At 68.8% G+C, this 15,526-nt stretch carries 20 protein-coding genes; 2 read left to right on the top strand and 18 right to left on the bottom strand.

Features of this window, described 5'->3' with window-relative positions; translation table 11 throughout:
• Window positions 1-22: 22 nt before the first annotated feature.
• From QQK35_RS03145 to QQK35_RS03100, 10 genes are all read right to left on the bottom strand, one after another.
• Window positions 23-2,242, bottom strand: coding sequence for a phage tail protein (locus tag QQK35_RS03145; RefSeq protein WP_284252824.1), 2,220 nt, complete (start codon window positions 2,240-2,242; stop codon window positions 23-25).
• 73 nt (window positions 2,243-2,315) lie between these two features.
• Window positions 2,316-2,663 (bottom strand): hypothetical protein, encoded by a 348-nt coding sequence (locus QQK35_RS03140; protein WP_284252821.1) that lies wholly within the window; start codon window positions 2,661-2,663, stop codon window positions 2,316-2,318.
• 31 nt (window positions 2,664-2,694) lie between these two features.
• Window positions 2,695-3,093: a hypothetical protein gene (locus QQK35_RS03135; RefSeq protein WP_284252820.1), complete on the bottom strand. Its 399-nt coding sequence runs from the start codon at window positions 3,091-3,093 to the stop codon at window positions 2,695-2,697.
• Entirely contained in the window at window positions 3,090-3,476 is a 387-nt protein-coding gene (locus QQK35_RS03130; RefSeq protein ID WP_284252818.1) for a hypothetical protein, read from the bottom strand. The genes QQK35_RS03135 and QQK35_RS03130 overlap by 4 nt, the downstream gene beginning before the upstream one ends.
• Window positions 3,477-3,520: 44 nt before the next feature.
• Window positions 3,521-3,946: a hypothetical protein gene (locus tag QQK35_RS03125; protein WP_284252816.1), complete on the bottom strand. Its 426-nt coding sequence runs from the start codon at window positions 3,944-3,946 to the stop codon at window positions 3,521-3,523.
• Between the two features lie 14 nt (window positions 3,947-3,960).
• Window positions 3,961-4,332 (bottom strand): hypothetical protein, encoded by a 372-nt coding sequence (locus QQK35_RS03120; protein WP_284252814.1) that lies wholly within the window; start codon window positions 4,330-4,332, stop codon window positions 3,961-3,963.
• Complete coding sequence (locus QQK35_RS03115) at window positions 4,332-4,637, bottom strand: hypothetical protein (protein WP_284252812.1); 306 nt, start codon at window positions 4,635-4,637, stop codon at window positions 4,332-4,334. The genes QQK35_RS03120 and QQK35_RS03115 overlap by 1 nt, the downstream gene beginning before the upstream one ends.
• 2 nt (window positions 4,638-4,639) lie before the next feature.
• Window positions 4,640-6,259, bottom strand: coding sequence for an HK97 family phage prohead protease (locus QQK35_RS03110; RefSeq protein ID WP_284252810.1), 1,620 nt, complete (start codon window positions 6,257-6,259; stop codon window positions 4,640-4,642).
• Window positions 6,256-7,413, bottom strand: a complete 1,158-nt coding sequence (locus QQK35_RS03105; RefSeq protein ID WP_284252808.1) for a phage portal protein — start codon at window positions 7,411-7,413, stop codon at window positions 6,256-6,258. Before QQK35_RS03105 ends, QQK35_RS03110 begins: the two co-directional genes overlap by 4 nt.
• 24 nt (window positions 7,414-7,437) lie before the next feature.
• Window positions 7,438-8,892, bottom strand: coding sequence for a terminase large subunit domain-containing protein (locus QQK35_RS03100; protein WP_284252806.1), 1,455 nt, complete (start codon window positions 8,890-8,892; stop codon window positions 7,438-7,440).
• Between the two features lie 29 nt (window positions 8,893-8,921).
• Here QQK35_RS03100 and QQK35_RS03095 point away from each other — a divergent pair, with 29 nt between their 5' ends.
• A complete protein-coding gene (locus tag QQK35_RS03095) occupies window positions 8,922-9,341 on the top strand; it encodes a hypothetical protein (RefSeq protein ID WP_284252804.1) in 420 nt (139 codons plus the stop codon).
• Window positions 9,342-9,346: 5 nt separating this feature from the next.
• On the opposite strand, the gene QQK35_RS03090 is transcribed toward QQK35_RS03095, so the two are convergent.
• The 5 genes from QQK35_RS03090 to QQK35_RS03070 all read right to left on the bottom strand — a co-directional run bounded on the left by QQK35_RS03090 (window position 9,347) and on the right by QQK35_RS03070 (window position 11,433).
• Entirely contained in the window at window positions 9,347-9,598 is a 252-nt protein-coding gene (locus QQK35_RS03090; RefSeq protein WP_284252802.1) for a hypothetical protein, read from the bottom strand.
• Window positions 9,599-9,687: 89 nt separating this feature from the next.
• A complete protein-coding gene (locus QQK35_RS03085) occupies window positions 9,688-9,954 on the bottom strand; it encodes an HNH endonuclease (protein WP_284252800.1) in 267 nt (88 codons plus the stop codon).
• Window positions 9,955-10,231: 277 nt separating this feature from the next.
• Window positions 10,232-10,525, bottom strand: coding sequence for a hypothetical protein (locus tag QQK35_RS03080; protein ID WP_284252799.1), 294 nt, complete (start codon window positions 10,523-10,525; stop codon window positions 10,232-10,234).
• Window positions 10,526-10,674: 149 nt separating this feature from the next.
• Complete coding sequence (locus QQK35_RS03075; RefSeq protein WP_284252797.1) at window positions 10,675-10,890, bottom strand: hypothetical protein; 216 nt, start codon at window positions 10,888-10,890, stop codon at window positions 10,675-10,677.
• Between the two features lie 156 nt (window positions 10,891-11,046).
• The gene (locus QQK35_RS03070) at window positions 11,047-11,433 is read right to left on the bottom strand and encodes a hypothetical protein (protein ID WP_284252795.1); all 387 of its coding nucleotides are present in this window, start codon (window positions 11,431-11,433) and stop codon (window positions 11,047-11,049) included.
• Window positions 11,434-11,852: 419 nt separating this feature from the next.
• Between QQK35_RS03070 and QQK35_RS03065 the strand changes: the two genes are divergently transcribed.
• Entirely contained in the window at window positions 11,853-13,562 is a 1,710-nt protein-coding gene (locus QQK35_RS03065; RefSeq protein ID WP_284252793.1) for an AAA family ATPase, read from the top strand.
• Between the two features lie 46 nt (window positions 13,563-13,608).
• On the opposite strand, the gene QQK35_RS03060 is transcribed toward QQK35_RS03065, so the two are convergent.
• From QQK35_RS03060 to QQK35_RS03050, 3 genes are read right to left on the bottom strand one after another with little or no spacing between them, the layout of a single operon-like run.
• Window positions 13,609-13,764, bottom strand: coding sequence for a hypothetical protein (locus QQK35_RS03060; protein WP_284252791.1), 156 nt, complete (start codon window positions 13,762-13,764; stop codon window positions 13,609-13,611).
• Window positions 13,761-13,946 (bottom strand): hypothetical protein, encoded by a 186-nt coding sequence (locus QQK35_RS03055; RefSeq protein ID WP_284252789.1) that lies wholly within the window; start codon window positions 13,944-13,946, stop codon window positions 13,761-13,763. Before QQK35_RS03055 ends, QQK35_RS03060 begins: the two co-directional genes overlap by 4 nt.
• Window positions 13,943-15,523 (bottom strand): recombinase family protein, encoded by a 1,581-nt coding sequence (locus QQK35_RS03050; protein WP_284252787.1) that lies wholly within the window; start codon window positions 15,521-15,523, stop codon window positions 13,943-13,945. Before QQK35_RS03050 ends, QQK35_RS03055 begins: the two co-directional genes overlap by 4 nt.
• Window positions 15,524-15,526 lie beyond the last annotated feature (3 nt).

Below are 15,526 nucleotides of genomic sequence, written 5' to 3'. Positions count from 1 at the left end.
GATCATTTCACGTGTGCCGGATCTAGCGCGCGCCCGCTTTCACGAGTCGTGCCTGCGCCGCGCTGGCGGCCGACGCGATTACGCCATCAGTGACCGCGAGCGAGCCCGCAAACTCCGCGAACAGCTCGCGGAAGAACGCACGGTCGGCGGCCGTCATCTGCGAGACGATTGCGGCACTCGACGCATCCGAGGCGGCCTGCTGCGAGGGGCGGACCGTCGCCGAGCTGACGCGCGGAGCGGGAAGCGTAGTGTCGGCGAGTTCGCGCCCGAGGGAGTCGATGGCGCCGCGGACGCCCTCCGTGTCGCTCAGGCCGATCTGCAGCCCCTGCAGCGTGTAGCCGCCGATGTCGCGGAACACGGTCGAGGGGGAGTGGATACCGAGCAGGCTCTTGACGGGATTGACGATGTACTTCGAGACGAGGCCCGAGACGAAGGAGCTGAGGGAGCCGAGCATCGAACTCGCGCCATTGATCAAGCCCTGGATCATGTTGCGGCCGACGCTGCCGAGCATCCCCGCGAGCCCGCTGATGGCACTGCCGATCTTGCCGGGCAGTCCCGTGAAGAAGCCGACGATGTTGGCGATCCCGTTGGCGAAGAAGCTGATGACGCCGTTCCACAGGTCGCCGAAGAACTTGCCGACGCCGTTGAATGCGGCCGTGAACTGCGCCGAAGCGGTCTTGGAGCCCGTGACGAGCGCCACGAACCACGTGATTCCCTTGGCGATCCAGTCGATGACGACCGAGAGCGCGTCGGCGACGAACTGAATCGCGGGCGCAAGGAGCTTCACGAGGGGCGCGATCAGGCTGAGGATCGGCTTGAGCAACGTGACGAGTAGTTCGATGACCGGCCCGAGCGCCGAGCCGATCAGCGTCAAGATCGGCGCGACGAGAGCGAGCACGGCCTGGATGAGCGAGAGGATCGGCGGGATGACCGGGGCGAGCGCCTTGAGGATCTGACCGAACACCTGCGCCACGAGAACGAGCACGGGCGTGATGGCCTTGAGCACCGAGCCGAGCACGCCGCCGAGCGTCGTGGCGATGGTGGTGATGATCGGGCCGAGTGCCTTGATGACCGCCGTGAGTATCCCGCCGAGCGTCTGCACGATGGGCAGGATCGCGGGCATGAGTGCGGTGAACACTCCCGCGAGCTGGCCGATCAAGCCGACGATGACCGGCAGCACCGAAGCGAAGACCCCGGAGAGCACGGAGACGAGGGTCTGGGACAGGTTGGTGATCGTTGGCAGCACCTGTGCGAGCGCCCCGCCGAGAGTGCTGGCCAGCTGACCGAACGCGCCGGCAAGGCCGGGCAGGATCGGGGCGAGCGCCTTGAGCACGAGGCCGACGGGCGAGAGGTTGGACGCCAGGTCGACGGCCTTGGCGATGAATCCGCCGATCGCCGAGTCGCCGGAGAGCAGACCCGAGATGAAGCCGGTGACCGCTGTGAGCGCCGCCGCGAAGGCGGGCGAATCCCCCACGCGATCCAGAAGCCCGGCCACCTTGCTCAGCACCGTCGTGGCGATGGGGAGGAACGCCGCGCCTAGGGCCTCTTGGAGGTTCCCGAGGGAGGTCCTGGCCTTGCCGAGCGAGCCCTCGAAGGTGTTGCCGAAGGCCTCGGCCGAGCCTCCGAACTCCTTGGTCAGCTCGCCGAGGATGATCGCCTGGGCGCCCGCCACGTCGCCTGTGGCGACCATCGAGGCCGCCGCATCCTTCTGCGCCTGAGTGAAGGTCACGCCGACCTTGGACAGCTTCGACATGCCCGCGACCGGATCGTTGAGCGCCTTGCCAACTTGCAGGGCCGCCGAGTTGAGGTCGGTGCCCATGGCAACCGACATGTCGAGCGCGCTCTTGGTGGCCGCGTCGAAGGTCGTGCCCTTGATGTTGGTGAACGTCAAGAGGATGTTCTCTCCGGACTGCACCACCTCGTCGTCCACGCCAGAGAGCCGGGAGAGCTTGGTGGCGAGGGCGCCGATCTGCTCGACCGACTGCCCCGCTGCCGCGCCCGTCGACTTGACGACGGCGGCCGTCTGAGCGGCGACCTTCTCGGACTCGCCCGCGGCCTTGATCGCGGAGGCGATGACGGCCGTTGCGCCCGCGGCCGCCGCGACGAGGGCGGCGCCGGCCGCCACGCCGACGCCCTTGACGATGCCGCCGAGGCCGCCCGCGGACTTGGCCGCGTCATCGAAGCCCTTGGAGAAGTTCTTGGCGTCGGCGAGCACCGAGACAATGACGGTGTTCTTGGCCACGAGCTAGCTCCTGTTCTTGCGGTTGTGGGCTTCGAGGATCGCGTCGCGTTCCATCACGGTCAGGCGCCAGTAGTCACTGGGCGCCATCCCGAGATGAACGACGAACCCGGCTAGATCTTCTGCGCGCTGGCGCGCCGGGCTTTGGGGCCGGCTCCCCGGTCACAGCGGCGAGCAGGTCGCCCTCTTCGTTCTCGTCGTCGCCCAGCGTGATCAGCTCGCCGAACTCAGCGAAGGTGAGGCCCTGCGCGTCATTCCACGAGTACTTGGGGTCCGAGCGGCGCTTGGCGACGAAGGCGAGCGCGGCGAGGGCGAGGCCCTTGGGCTTGTCCTCCTGGGCGATCGCGCCGAAGGCCTGGCCGGAGAGCTCTTCGACCTTTGCGACCTCGCCGAGGGTGAGGGAGTTGATGTTGAGTGCGGTCATGCGGGGGTGCTCCTTTGTTGAGGGGGTGCGGTCAGCTGAGGGAGTTCTTGGCGAGCAGCGCGTCGATACCGCGTTCCAGCGCGTCGAAGATCTGCTCGTGTTCGCGGGAGAGCGCATCGGTCAGGAACGGGTGCGGCGCGATGTTGCGGGCCGGCCAGCCGTAGTGGATGACGCCGGCGTAGGGAGCTTTCGCGCCGCCCGCCCGGACGACAGCTTTGGTCTTGCCTCGTCCGGCGCGGACGGTGCCAGCGAGGGCGCCGCTGCGGTCGGGGACGTGCGCGGCGTGCACGACGAGCTCGCCGATGCCGTGCATGAGGTCTTTCATGTCGTCTGCATCCGCGCCGGCCTTGTTGAGGCGGGAGACGGTCGTGCGCAGCCCCTCGACGCGGACGCGAACGCCGCCCGAGACGTAGGTCACGGAGTCCGTCACGAGTCGCTCCCGTCGTCAAGGAGCGGTGGGCCGGTTAGCTGCCAGTCGAAATCAAAGACGAACGTCTTGTCGCTGGCCGCGCCACCGAGCGCGGGGCGCGGGCCGACCGTGAGGGAGCCGCGGAGGATCGGCTCGTCCGCAGTCGCGTCGGCGTTGCCGTTCGGCGCGAGCGTGAAGCCGACGACCTCGCCGGTGTGGTTCCAGGTGAACCGCCACAGCGAGTCCGAGGCCGACGACTGCACGGCCGAGCCCTTGAGGAACCACGGCTCAGCGTCGTCGCCGTCGTAGGCGCTCGTGATGAGCGTGCCACCCTTGTCGGGCTCGACCACGGCGGAGGTGAGTTCGCCCATCCAGCTCGAGGCCTCGCCTCCGTCCACGGTCAAGGTGAGGACGGGGTGAGACCTCGGCCCGAGAGCCGAGGCCGCGCTCACTCTTCGGATCCCGAGTCGAGCGTCGGCGTGCCGACGACCAGGAACTCGAAGTCGAAGGTGTACGCGCCATTGCCGGCGTCGCCACCGAGGTCGGGCTTCGCGCCGATGGTGAGCGTGCCGATGACGTGCGGCTGATCCGCGGTCGCGGTCTCGTTGCCGTGCGGGGCAATGGTGAACGCCGCGTCGACGCCGGTGTTCTCCCAGACGTAGCGCCAGAAGGAGCCGGAGGCGGTCGACTGGATCGCCGTGCCGGTCAGCTTGAACTGCTTGGACCCGCCGGCGGCGGCGTCCTCAAAGGTGGTGACGTCCTTGTCGGCGTCATCGTTGCTGATCTTCCAGCTCGACAGGTCGCCCCAGTAGTCGACGCCGGGGGTCCCGATGGTCAGCTTGAGCTTGGTGCCCTTGATGCGTGTACTGCCCATGTCTGTGTTGCTCCTTAGGTGAGTGAGATGTCGGTGGTGAGGGTGACCGTCGAGGCCAGGAAGGTGCGAGCGCCGACTGTGTATGAGAACGGCTGTGCGACGTTCTCGACGGACCAGCCGTCGACGACGGTCGCTGCGATGGTCGCCTCGATGAGGGCGTCGAGGTCGTCGGTCATGCGCGCGTTCGCGCCGAGCTTGGAGACGATCCAGACCTCAAGCCGAAGGAGGTGGAGGCCGAAGGTGTCGCCGACCTCGATCAGTGGGGACCCGTGCACGACCATGAGGGCGGGCGGGTTGAGCTGCTCGGGTACGTGGTCGGTTACGGTCACTCCGACCGGGGCGAGCGCGGCGACCAGCTCGGCGCGGGAGGTGGCGATAGCACCCATCACGCCACCCCCACCCCGACCCAGCGGGCCAGCACGGGGTAGGCCGAGGTCATCGGATCCCGCGCCAGCCTGATCGGCGATGCATCGCCGGCCGTGGCGAACTGAGTGATGCCGCTCGGCGCGTTTCGCCGGTGGTACAGCTCAGCGCCCACGTCGAGCGTCGCGCCGTCGAGGATCGCCGAGGGGACCTCGGCGGAGCCGACGTACGCCGTCACCAGCGCGTCAGCTCGCGCCCAGCACGAGGCGACGAACGCGGCGTCGTCCGCGTTCGCGCCCACGTACTGCGAGAGGTCTTCGGCGGTCATCGTCAGTTCGCGGCGAGCTTGACCGGCACGACGGCCGCGGGAATCTCGGCCGCGGTAGCGCCGTACGCGTAGACCGCGAAGCTCTTGGAGAGGTTCGAAATCGCCTCGTCCGAGAGCGACACGAGCGGCGAGTTGTACTGCCGGATGGCGAGCGAGTTGGTGAACACGGCGCTATCGCCCGACTGGCCCGAGTCCAGCAGCACCGGCAGCCCCGCGAAGTCTCCCGAGAGGCCCGGGAGGTCGAGGGTGCCGCTCGCGTTGTCCTTGGCGGTCTGGAACACGCGCTCGCCCGCGACGGTGAGGCCGCGGAGCTTCTTGAACACCGAGCCCGAGACGATCATCCGCTCGACCGGGAGGTTGAGCGCCTCGAACTTGATCGCAGCGTCGATGAGAGCGCTCTCCCAGTTGTCCGCGGTCGCGGCCGCCAGGGTCGCGCCCAGCACGACCACGCCGCCGTTGTCAGCGATGGCCGCATTGGCGGTCACCAGCGCCGCGAACGCTGCACGCAGGTACGCCTTGCGGCGCGCGCCGGCCGCGATGGCGAGGCCGTTGAGCGACGTGTCGAGCACGCCGACCGTCGAGCGCTCGACCTCCTGACGGGTCAGCGTGGTCGATCCGGCGTAGGTCTTCACCGGCGCGGTGCGCGTATCGATCGTGACCTTGCCCGCGGCGATGTCGTCGCCCTCGGCGGCCTGCTCGGCGACCGAGAGCGTGTTCGTGGACAGCTCGGCGAACTCGATCGAGTTGCCGGTCGCGGGGAGCGTGCCGGTCGAGAAGGAGGCCGCGAGGACGCCCGAGCTGGCGTCGAAGATGCGCGTCAGGTCGCCGACCCATCCCGGCTTGACCACGGCGTCCGCGGTCGTGCCGCCCGCGTAGTCCCGACGCTCATAGAGCGCGTTGTAGGCGCGCACGGTCGCCTCGTCGCCCGAGACGATCGCGCGGAGCACCTCGCCCGCCGAGCGGGTGTCGGGAGCCGCGGGCTCACGATCGCGGACGGAGAGGGTGGCGACGGAACGAGTCAGGTCCTCGATCGACGTGCGGACCTCGGCGAGGTCGGCGGGGGTGACGATGGCGTCAGTCACTGCGGGGGTGCTCCTTTCGAGCGGGGGAGTTGCGGTGGGGTTGCTGCTGCGGACCTCGGACACCTCGGCGGCGTCGTAGGCGGGCCAGGGGACGAGGCTCACCTCGAGGAGCTGGACCCGCGTGTACGTCACGAGGTCAGTCCCGTCGGCTTGCGCCTCGGTGCTGTACTCGACGGGAACGAAGCCGATCGAGAAGCGGTCGATCACGCCGTCACGGGCGAGCGTGTACGCCTCGTCGCCGAGCGCGGTCTGGGAGATGCGCGCCTCGATGCGGAGGCCGTCGTCCTCGCTCTCGGCGGTCGTGAGCTTGCCGATCACATCGCCGTGACGCCATGCGAGCAATGCCCGCTCGGCGCCGTCGAAGACGGTTGCCTTGGTGAACTGCTCGCGCCATGCGTCGCCCCACGACTGCACGAGGATCGGGTCGCCGAAAGGCACCGCGATGCCGGCGACTATCCGCTCGCCGTCAGTGGCGTCGCTGAGTGCGGCGCGCGCCTCGAAGGAGCGCTGCTGCGGTTTGGTGAGGTCGGGCGCGGTCATGCGGCGGCGGCTCCTTGAGGATCGGCGGTGGGAGCGCCCGCGAGGGGCGGCAGGTTCTCGATGGCGCGGACCTCGGCGACCGTCATGAAGCCCGCCTCGAGCGCGACCTTGTAGGTGGCGTAGCGGGTGGTGGTGTCGGAGCGGAGCAGCACCTCGAGGTTGAAGCGGGCGAACTGGCCGCGCGGCAGGAGGTCGGTGAGCGCGTCCTCAATCTCGCTGAGGTCCTCCATGAGGCCGAAGCGGACGAAGCCGAGCCAGTCCTGCGCGACGTTCTGGTAGGTGGTCGGCGCGCCCTCCGTGCTGGCGAGCATGAGGGAGGCGGGCACGCCGAAGAGGCGGGCGATCTGCGTCGTCGTGAAGTTCTGAGACTCGATGAACTGGGCGTCGGCGGGGCTGAGGAAGATCGGGGTGTAGCTCATCCCGCTGCCGAGCACTGCGACGCCGCGCTTGCCGCCGCGAGTCGTCTCCCAGCGGGTGCGGACGTCGGTGGCTTGCTCGGGCGTGAGCTGCTGATCGGACCGGAGGATGCCGCTCGGTACGTCGCCGCTGGCGATCCAGTTGGCCGCGTAGTCGCGGAGGTCGATCGCGCCGCGTAGCTCGGCCTGCGCGGCCTGGATCGGCCCGAGGCCGTAGGGCGTGCCGGGCACGCGGAGGCGGGCGAGGTGCTTGACGTCCTCGACGCCGAGCGCCTGGCCCTGATACCCGTAGCCCGTGACGCGGCCGGAGGCGGTCACGTCAATCTGCACGTCGTGCGGATTCAGCGCCTCGAGGGTCACGACCTGGCCGATCGAGTTCCGACGAATGCGCCAGAACGCATTGCCGGTCAAGTTCAGGCTGACGACGGTCCGCTCGATGAAGACCGGCAACGACGAGTCGACGTCGGGCCGACGGATGATCGCGGGGGAGTCGATGATCGTGCCGCCGCGATGCACGTCAATGGAGAGCTGGCGGGCCGCGGTGGTGCGGATGGAGACGGCCCGGTAGACGGTGGACAGCCCGAGCGCCTGGCCCGAGGTGACGGTCGCACTAGCGGCGGCGCGGCTCGGAGGAGCACGCCGCCGCCAGTGTCTGACCCGGTACGGGACTGCGGAGCGGCCAGCCCGAGCCAGCTCCGAAGTCCCATAGGAACCATTCAACGCACGTTGAGTGAACATCCAGAGTTCACACAGATGCTCGCCTTAGAAGACCTGCAATCCGGCGTCGGCGGTCGTCTCGGCGACCAGCACACCGAGCGCGGTGGCGAGCACGGCATCGATTGCGACGGCGCTGCCCGCGCGGGCGATCCGATAGCTGTCGCCGATGTTCTTGCGGATCGCGTGCGGGATCTGCTGAGTAAGGAGCGCGTCGCCCGCGTGCTCGAACTCGCGGCGCGCGATCTTCGCGTAGAGCATGCTCGCGGCGTTGATGGCGTCGGCATGAGTCCCGATGCGCACCGGCATGCCGCGCCGCTTGAGCTCGGTTGCAAGGTCGCCGAGCGCATAGCGGTCCATGGCGAACGCCTGCGGGGTGTGACGGTTCAGCGCAACCGCCGCCGCGACAAACCGTTCAAGCGTCGGCGCGACGAGGGAGGCGACCAGCTCGGAGTGGATGCGGCCCGCGTCGTCCTTGCCGGTTGCGACGATGGAACCGAACGCCCAGTCTGGGGTGCGCTCGAAGGTGAACACGGGTCGTACACCCTGCGGCCAATCGGCTCCCGCTGGGCGGGTCTGCGCGGCCCATTTGGTCGGCTCGATGAAGGGTGACGCGACGCCCGACAGGAACCTGTTGCCGAGGTAGCGGAGGACGTCGGCGGGCGGCAGGGAGCGGGCGTCGGCGATGGCAACCTCGGCGTCACGTCGCCCGGACGCGAGCGATGGATTGGCGTGCTTGAGCCAGGTCAGGAACTCGGCGTCGCCCTCGGGGATCGCGTCGTTCGGCGCCTCCCAGACGAACGCACCGAAGCGGTTGCCGTTCGGGTCGGCCGCGATGGCCTCGGCGGCGAGCTTGTAGAGGCGAAGGAGCATCGTGGAGCTAGCGTCGCCCGCAGTCGTCACGCCGACGACGAGCGCGTTAGGGCGCGCGCCGGTTCCGTTCACAAGGTCGGCCCAGACCTCGGCGCGGAGCAGATGCAGCTCATCCACGAGCCCCAGGTCGAGCGGGATGCCTTGCAGCGCTGCCGACTTGCTCGGCTTGAGGCGGTACTCGCCGCTGCCCGCGTTCGATCGGATGCCGCGCGTGCCGGACACTCGGAACCGCGTGGCAAGGGAGCCGTTGCGGGTGATCGCCTCGAGGGTGCGCTTATAGATGAGGTTGGCCTGCTCGACGGTCGACGCGATCCCGACCACTACGGCATCTACCGAGCGGAGCAGGCCGATGAGGCCGAGGATGGCCGCGACCTCGGTCTTGCCGTTCTGGCGGCCGAGGCTGACGAGCACCTGTCGGTAGCGGAGTTGGCCGGCGCGCGGATGGCCCGCGGGGAACTGCTCAAGGAGGGCGCGGAGTAGCGCGGTCTGCCACCCCTCGGGCTCGTACCCGAACGCCACCCGCCAGACCACCGCGACGACGCGCGCGTAGCGGTCGTAGAGCGAGGGGAAGGAGGCGGCGAGGGAGCGAGTAAATCGTGAGGGAGGCCACGCGGCGACGGGGCCTGTCATCGACCGATCCGCCCCACTACGGTTCGAGCATGAACCCGTTCTGGATTGCGGTAGTCAGCGCCGGCTCGGCGGTGGTCGGCGCATTCGTTGGGGCACTCCCGAACCTGCTGCAGTCGCGTGCGCAGCGGCACGAGCGCGAAAAGAAGCGCCTGCGGCAGGTTGAAGCCGAGCGCTATGACGCTGCGATTGCGTTCGTCGATACGCTGGCGAACTACTCGTCGGCAGACCGTTGGCGCGAGACGGTGGACTTGAACCGGGCCGCCAGCCGCCTGATATCGAAGCTTCGGTCCGGGGAGGCTCTTGTCGCCGAGTACGTACGCTTCTCCGTGCAGCGCTTGCGAGAGGGGAACGACGCCTCGTCCAAACTCGCCGTAGCCAACGACGTAGCCGATCACATCTTCAAGTACTTGAGAGGCGAGGCAACGGCGTCCACGATCGATCGCGGATAAGGGATTCAATCCGTCGCCTCCCGCAGGAGGGCTTCCAACTCGTCGCCTCCGGCAGGCAAGGGAGCGCGGCGGATCAGGGCCCGGTAGGCCGTGCCGTAGCTCGTAGCGAGCGCCGCCGTGGCCTCGGTGTCGAGCTGGCGGGCGAGGATGCGGAGCTGAGCGACGGCCGGAGCGTCCAGTGGGGTGAGCCATGAGTCGGCAGCCTCGATCATGGCCTCGGTGGCGTCGACCATGGTGGCGTCGGGGGAGTTCGTCACGGTTTCGATCCGTTCTGTTGAAGTGTTGAGGGCTTTGCGTGCAAAAGAGAGTTGGGGGCGGGGGTGAGCTCGGAGAGCGTGAAGGAACGTCATGCTCTCGCTGCCAGCCATCGCGTGTTGAACCAGTCGACGCGCATCAGTTCGCGGTCGCTCTTACGGCCGTTGCAAGTGCGGCATGCCGCTACGAGGTTCGTCATCTCGTCCCTGCCACCCGCCTCCCTCGGGGTGACGTGATCAGCGGTGGCGTCGTCTCCTTCGAGCGCCTTGCCGCAGTAGGTGCACACCCAGCCGTCGCGCTCGAGACACGCGAGCCGTAGCCGCTCCCATCCGCTCCCTCGACTCGACCCCTTGCTCATGCCGCTGCCCGCCTCACGCGGACGTGACACGCCCGACAGAGCGCGTCCGCATACACGGCTCGACGCCGGCAGCCCGGCTCGGCACAGACCAGCTCCGCCTCGTCCCAGACGCGCACGGGCAGCCCCGCGGCGTTGGTGTGCTCCCACGCGTGTCGCTCGGCGAACGCGCGCGGCTCCATCACCGGGAACCATCTACGGTCGCAGTGTTCGCAGACGACGAGCGCCCAGCCGAAGGCCGGGCTAGCCTCTTCGATCCAGAGGCGCGGGCGGTCGCCGCTCATGCTGCAGCCCTCTCGGCCCGCACGCGCGCCGCACGCTCTCGAACCTGAACGAGGTGGCAGACGGAGCACAGCCCGTCTCGTCGGCCGCGGCGCGGGCGCAGGCCGCACGCTGTGCACGCGTTGTGCGCGCTGCGCTCTGCCAGCGGCATCGCGTGGCCGGTGAAGCCGTGCGCAATACGCGCATGCGCCACTGCCGCCGCGCCGTTCGGGCCGCCGATCTTGAAGCGAACCCAGTCAAAGCACGACTCGCATCGAGCAACGGACACGAGGCCGTCCCAGTCGAATACCACGGGGCCAGCACGGAACACGCCGAGCCCCTTGCGTCTCTCGGTCGCCGCCTGGCTCGCATGATTCCGCCTCTCGGCGCACGCCTCGCAGTATTGAGCGCTAGCGACCCGGTGCGCGATTGAGGCGCCACAGCTCGCGCACTTTCGAGCCTTCACAGAGGCGCCCCCATGCGCACGAGCGCAAGCTCGCCCTGCAGCGCGGCCCGCATGGCTTCGAGCCGCTCGCGGCCCGAGGTGTAGGCGACGTCGAGGGAGTCCCCGGGGACGGAGGTGGCCAGCCAGACCATGCCGGCGTCGTCGAGCGCGGCGTCGATACGCGCGAGCGCGGCCTGCAGCTCGACCACGCGGGCGAGAGCTTCGGAGAGCACGAGGGGCGCCTTTCGAGCGAGAGAGACGGCCCCCGGCGCGAGAGTGTCAGCAACTGCGCCGGGGCCGCCGCGCCAGGAGAGGAGCGCTGGCCTCGATTGAGGTTGCTCTCAGGTTACACCCAGGAAACGTCCAGCTTCAAGAAGGCCCCGGTGGCCCTATTTGTCGGCGACTCGATGGAGCTGCCGGTCTACCCAGCGCTCAAGCTGGGCTTTGGTGAGGTGCTCATAGAGGGCTCGCCGATCGCCGCTATGACTGAGCAACCTGCCCTTGCACACGAGGTCGATACCGGCGTACGCGAGGCGAAGAATCTCGGGTTGGTAGTAGGCGGCCTCAGTGTTGCCGAGGAATCCGACGCAGTAGCCGTTGACCCAGCCCTGAACCGCACGTCGGTAGTAGCCGTTGCGCAGGTCGGGCTTGAGCAGGATGACGCAATCGCCGATGCGCTGAGTGTCCCAGCCGTGGTCGTTCTTCCCCGGGATGTTCCAGAGGGTGCGGTAGGCACCGTCGGTGTCGAGAAGCACCTCTCTGCGGCCGTCAACCATGCCTCAAATTATGGATCTGCCCCGAACAGCCGAAACGAACATGCCCCCTCTTTAAAGAGGGGGTCTGTTGTTCGGTGCGGCGGAGCCGTGTTCACCCCTGAAAATGCCCGTGATCACGGGGGTTTTGACCGAACGGCCCGACGAGCGGCGAACAGGGCGAACAACAGCCCATGTTCGGTCTGTTCGGTTTTGGCCTCGGAACGCCAGAAACCGCCAGTTTCGTATTATCTGCATATAGCAACATGCAGAGAATGCCCGGTCAGAAGGCGATTTCTTGCGAATAGACCGCCGACCTGTCAGCGTGGAATCACGGTCCGAAGCTCCACCTTCGAGGGCCGTCCAGAAGCCGGGACCAGCACCCCTGCGAGTAGTGGAGCACTCGCGCCGGGTGCTGGTCTCTTCCCGTTAGGACCCCCGCCGTGAACCCGACCACCGAATCTGACCTCGACCCGGAAGACATCGTGCTCGACGGCCCTCGCGCCGACAGTCGGAGCATGGCGGATCAGGCTGAGGCCGAGGCGCTCGTGGCGTCCGCTATCGCCGACCTCATGGCCGACATGCTGCCTGCCGGCTCCGAGTGGGAGTGCGACTCGGAAGGCCCGACGTCCGCCGAAGAGGCGTCTATCCTCCGCCGTCTCGCGGCGCTCGGACCGCGCACCGACATCGAGCGGGCCGAAGCGGTCGCCACGCGGATGGAGGCGCGCGGACACATGGCCTCTGACGATCAGGCTGCAGCCCGCCTCCTTGGCCGCGCTGGGGAGATTCGGGCCGCCGCCCGGCAGCGCGCTCACGAGGGCATCGACGCGCGCCTCGCGGTCGGCTCGATCGACCGGCGAGTAGCGAAGGCGGAGCACGACGAGCTGGCCGCACGCCTGGCTCTCTGGGACGCCAACCCGTCGGCGCGGCCGGCCGCCGAGGCCGCCCACGACCAGGCCGACGCCGAACTCAAGGCAGCCCACGAGGCGGCGGCGGCGTACGCAGAACTGATGACGCGCGCCGAGGTTGCGGACGCGGAGCGCGGCAGCCGGGCCGACATCATCGCCCGCGCCGTCGAACTGGCCGACGCGTTCGGCGACGCCGAATACCAGAGCGCACAAGCGACGATCGAGGCCGGTCGGCAGCGCGCACGCATGGACGGAGCCCGCGCCCTCCTTGAGGCCCAGGGAGGCTTCGGGCTCTTCGACCCTTCCGCGGTGGGCACGCTCGAAGCCCTCGTCGCAGGCACCGAGACGAGCGAGCTGGTGGCCGGAGTGCTCGGGCGCGGCGAGCTGGCGATCCTCTTCGGCGACTCGTACACCGGCAAGTCGTTCCTCGCGCTCGACTGGGGGCTCTCGATCGCCCACGGGGCTCCCTGGCTCGGCCGCGAGGTCCCGCCCGGCCGGGTGCTCTACGTGGCCATGGAGGGCGCGGCGACCCTGCACAAGCGGGAGGTCGCATGGGCGAGCCATCGAGGCCTTCCGACCACGCCGGCCGGCTTCGTCGCATATCCGCGGGTGGTCAATCTGCTGCACGAGGCCAGCGCGCTCGCGCTCGCCGAGTACGTCGCCGTCGAGGGCTTCGATCTGGTCGTCATCGACACGCTTAGCCGATCTATCAACGGCGCGGACGAGAACTCGTCGGCCGAGATGGGCGCGTACGTCGCGGCCCTCGGGCGGATCAAGGAGGCGGCCGACGGCTGTTCGGTGCTCGTGCTGCACCACTCGCGGAAGGGCGAGCCCGAGGTCATGCGCGGGTCAACCGCCCTCTTCGCCGGCGTAGATCGAGTGCTCTGCTGGCGGCTCGACTCGAAGGGGCAGGACCGGCGCAAGCTGCTCACTCAGAAGGACAAGAGCGGGGCGCCCACCAAGCCAATCCACGCCGCCTTCAAGCAGGTCGCGCCGTCCGCCGTGCTCGTGCCGGTCGAGGGTGCGGGCGACGACACACTCGTGATGGCGCTGCGCAACCTGCTCGCGACCGGAGGGGCTGTGATGCGCACCGAGTTCCAGCGTCGACTCGTAGCCGAGGGGCTCAAGCCCACGACGGACGCCGCGCGCATGGCCGTAAAGCGCGAGATAGAGGCTGGCCGGATGCACGAGGTAGCCGGCGCGCTCCTGCTCGGCGAGCCCACCGACGACGACCCGGACGAGTGAGCGCGGAAACGCCCCCAGCGCGAGCCGGGGCGCTTCTCGTGGTGCGTTACTCGGCGCCGGTGCGAGGTCCGTGCCGGCGCTCCATCTCGGCCTCATAGGCCGCGCGTGCCGCGTCCTCATCGCCGAACGCGGTTTCGAGCTTGTGAATCTCAACGGCCTTCGCGCGTAGCTCGCGCTCGCTCCGCTCGTCGGCGGCGCTCATGCCCACACCCGCCCGTCGCCATCGGTCACACGCGCCTCGACGCCCTGCGAGGCGATCAGGGAGGCTGCGATCTGCCGTGCCTCGAAGAGGTCCGCGTAGCCGCCGAGGAACGGCCTGAACTCGGGGCGTGTCTTGCGGATTTCGACGGTGAACTCGTCAGTAAGTACGGGCGTGGTGCTCATGCTTTCTCTCTTCTCTTCGGGGTGATCGATAGGCGCTCGGGACGCTCGGGATTGTCGACGCGCTCCACGAGCACGGAAGCCGTGGGGTCGTCAGCGGAGGGAGCGACGGAGAACGAGCGCCGGATAGAGACGTCCACGGGGCTCACGACGACATCAACGGTCGCCCGCGTCAGGTCGCGTTTCTGCTCGACCGAGAGCCCGTGCCAGGCCTCTTCAAACTCGCGCCGGACGCCTAGGAGCACAACGTGCTCGTCAAGAGTCAGCGTGCGCCGATCCTCCGCGGCCCGCTCGATCGCCGCGACGAATTCGCGCACGGGGGCCAGGGCGTGCTCAGTGGTGTTCGCGCGAAGGATCGCGGTTACGCGCTCGGTGATGCCGTCTATCTCGTCAGCGACGGCTTGCATCTGCGCTGCGAACGCGGAGAGGTCGACGCCGCGGATGTTCTCGATCTTCTGCAGCTCGGCGCGGTCGGCCTCAAGGCTCGCGCGCCTCGCGCGGAGCGGACCCAGCTCCGCGGCCTCCTTCTCGGCGACGTCGCCGCCGCCCTGCACCAGCTCCACGAGTGCGCCCCAGACGGCCCCAGGGATCGCGGCCTCCACGACGTGCCGAGCGATTGACGCGTGCCGCTGACCGTGCCCGCGACCGCTCGCCTTGGTCCCGCACTTATAGCTCTCCTGCCGACGTCCCCGGCTCGATGAGACGGCCGATCGCATGCCGGCGCCGCATACGCCGCAAATGGCGACTCCCGAGAGGAAGTGCTTTGTGACCTTCGGGCCCGGCGCTGTCTCCCGTTTCGGGTCGCTGAGGATGAGGCGCACGGCCTCGAACTGCTCCGGGCTGACGATCTGCGAGAGGTCGTCGCGGATGACGCGGTGAGCGACACCCTTACCGGCGATGAGCCTGCCCGCGTTGCGCTCGCGCAGAAGGAGTTGCCGGATCGTCGCGTAGGACCATGTGTTGCCGCGCGGCGTGCGGATCCCCGACTGATTGAGCGCGCGCTGGATCGAGTACAGCGTGCCGCCCTCCGCGATCGTGGCGTAGGCCTCGCGGATGAGCGCGGCCTCTGATTCGCGGATGGCGAGTCGGTCGACCTCGAAACCGAACGGGCGGTTGCCCCTGAGGGGCACGCCTTCCCGTAGCTGCTGCGCGTTCTTCGCCACCTGACGCTCGGTGCGGTGCTCAATCTCCTGAGCCGAGACGGAGGCGAGGATGCGCGCGACCATGCGCCCCGTGGCGGTGTTCAGGTCGATGTCGCCCGCGTTCACAGTCACGAAGGACACCGGGCGGGAGTCGGCGAGCTTGATCAACGGCTCGAGGTCGCGAGGGAGGCGGTAGAGCCGGTCGGTGTGCCAGGCGATCACGGAGTCAACCTCGCCCGATTCGATCGCGGCCAAGAGCGCCTCGAACGCGGGGCGGCGCTTGCCGCTCATGGCGCTGATGTCGTTGTCCACGAACTCGACGGGTGACCCGAGGCCACGACGCTCAGCTAGCTGCCTGCACTCCGCGAGTTGTCGATCCACGCCCGCGGCGTTGGCGGCACGATCCTCGGAAATGCGCGCGTAGATCGCGGCGCTCATAGC

The sequence above is a fragment of the Pseudolysinimonas kribbensis genome (assembly GCF_030161895.1).
Lineage (GTDB): Bacteria > Actinomycetota > Actinomycetes > Actinomycetales > Microbacteriaceae > Pseudolysinimonas > Pseudolysinimonas kribbensis.
Note: the sequence above shows the minus strand (reverse complement) of the source record. Positions and strands in the feature narration are given on the sequence as shown.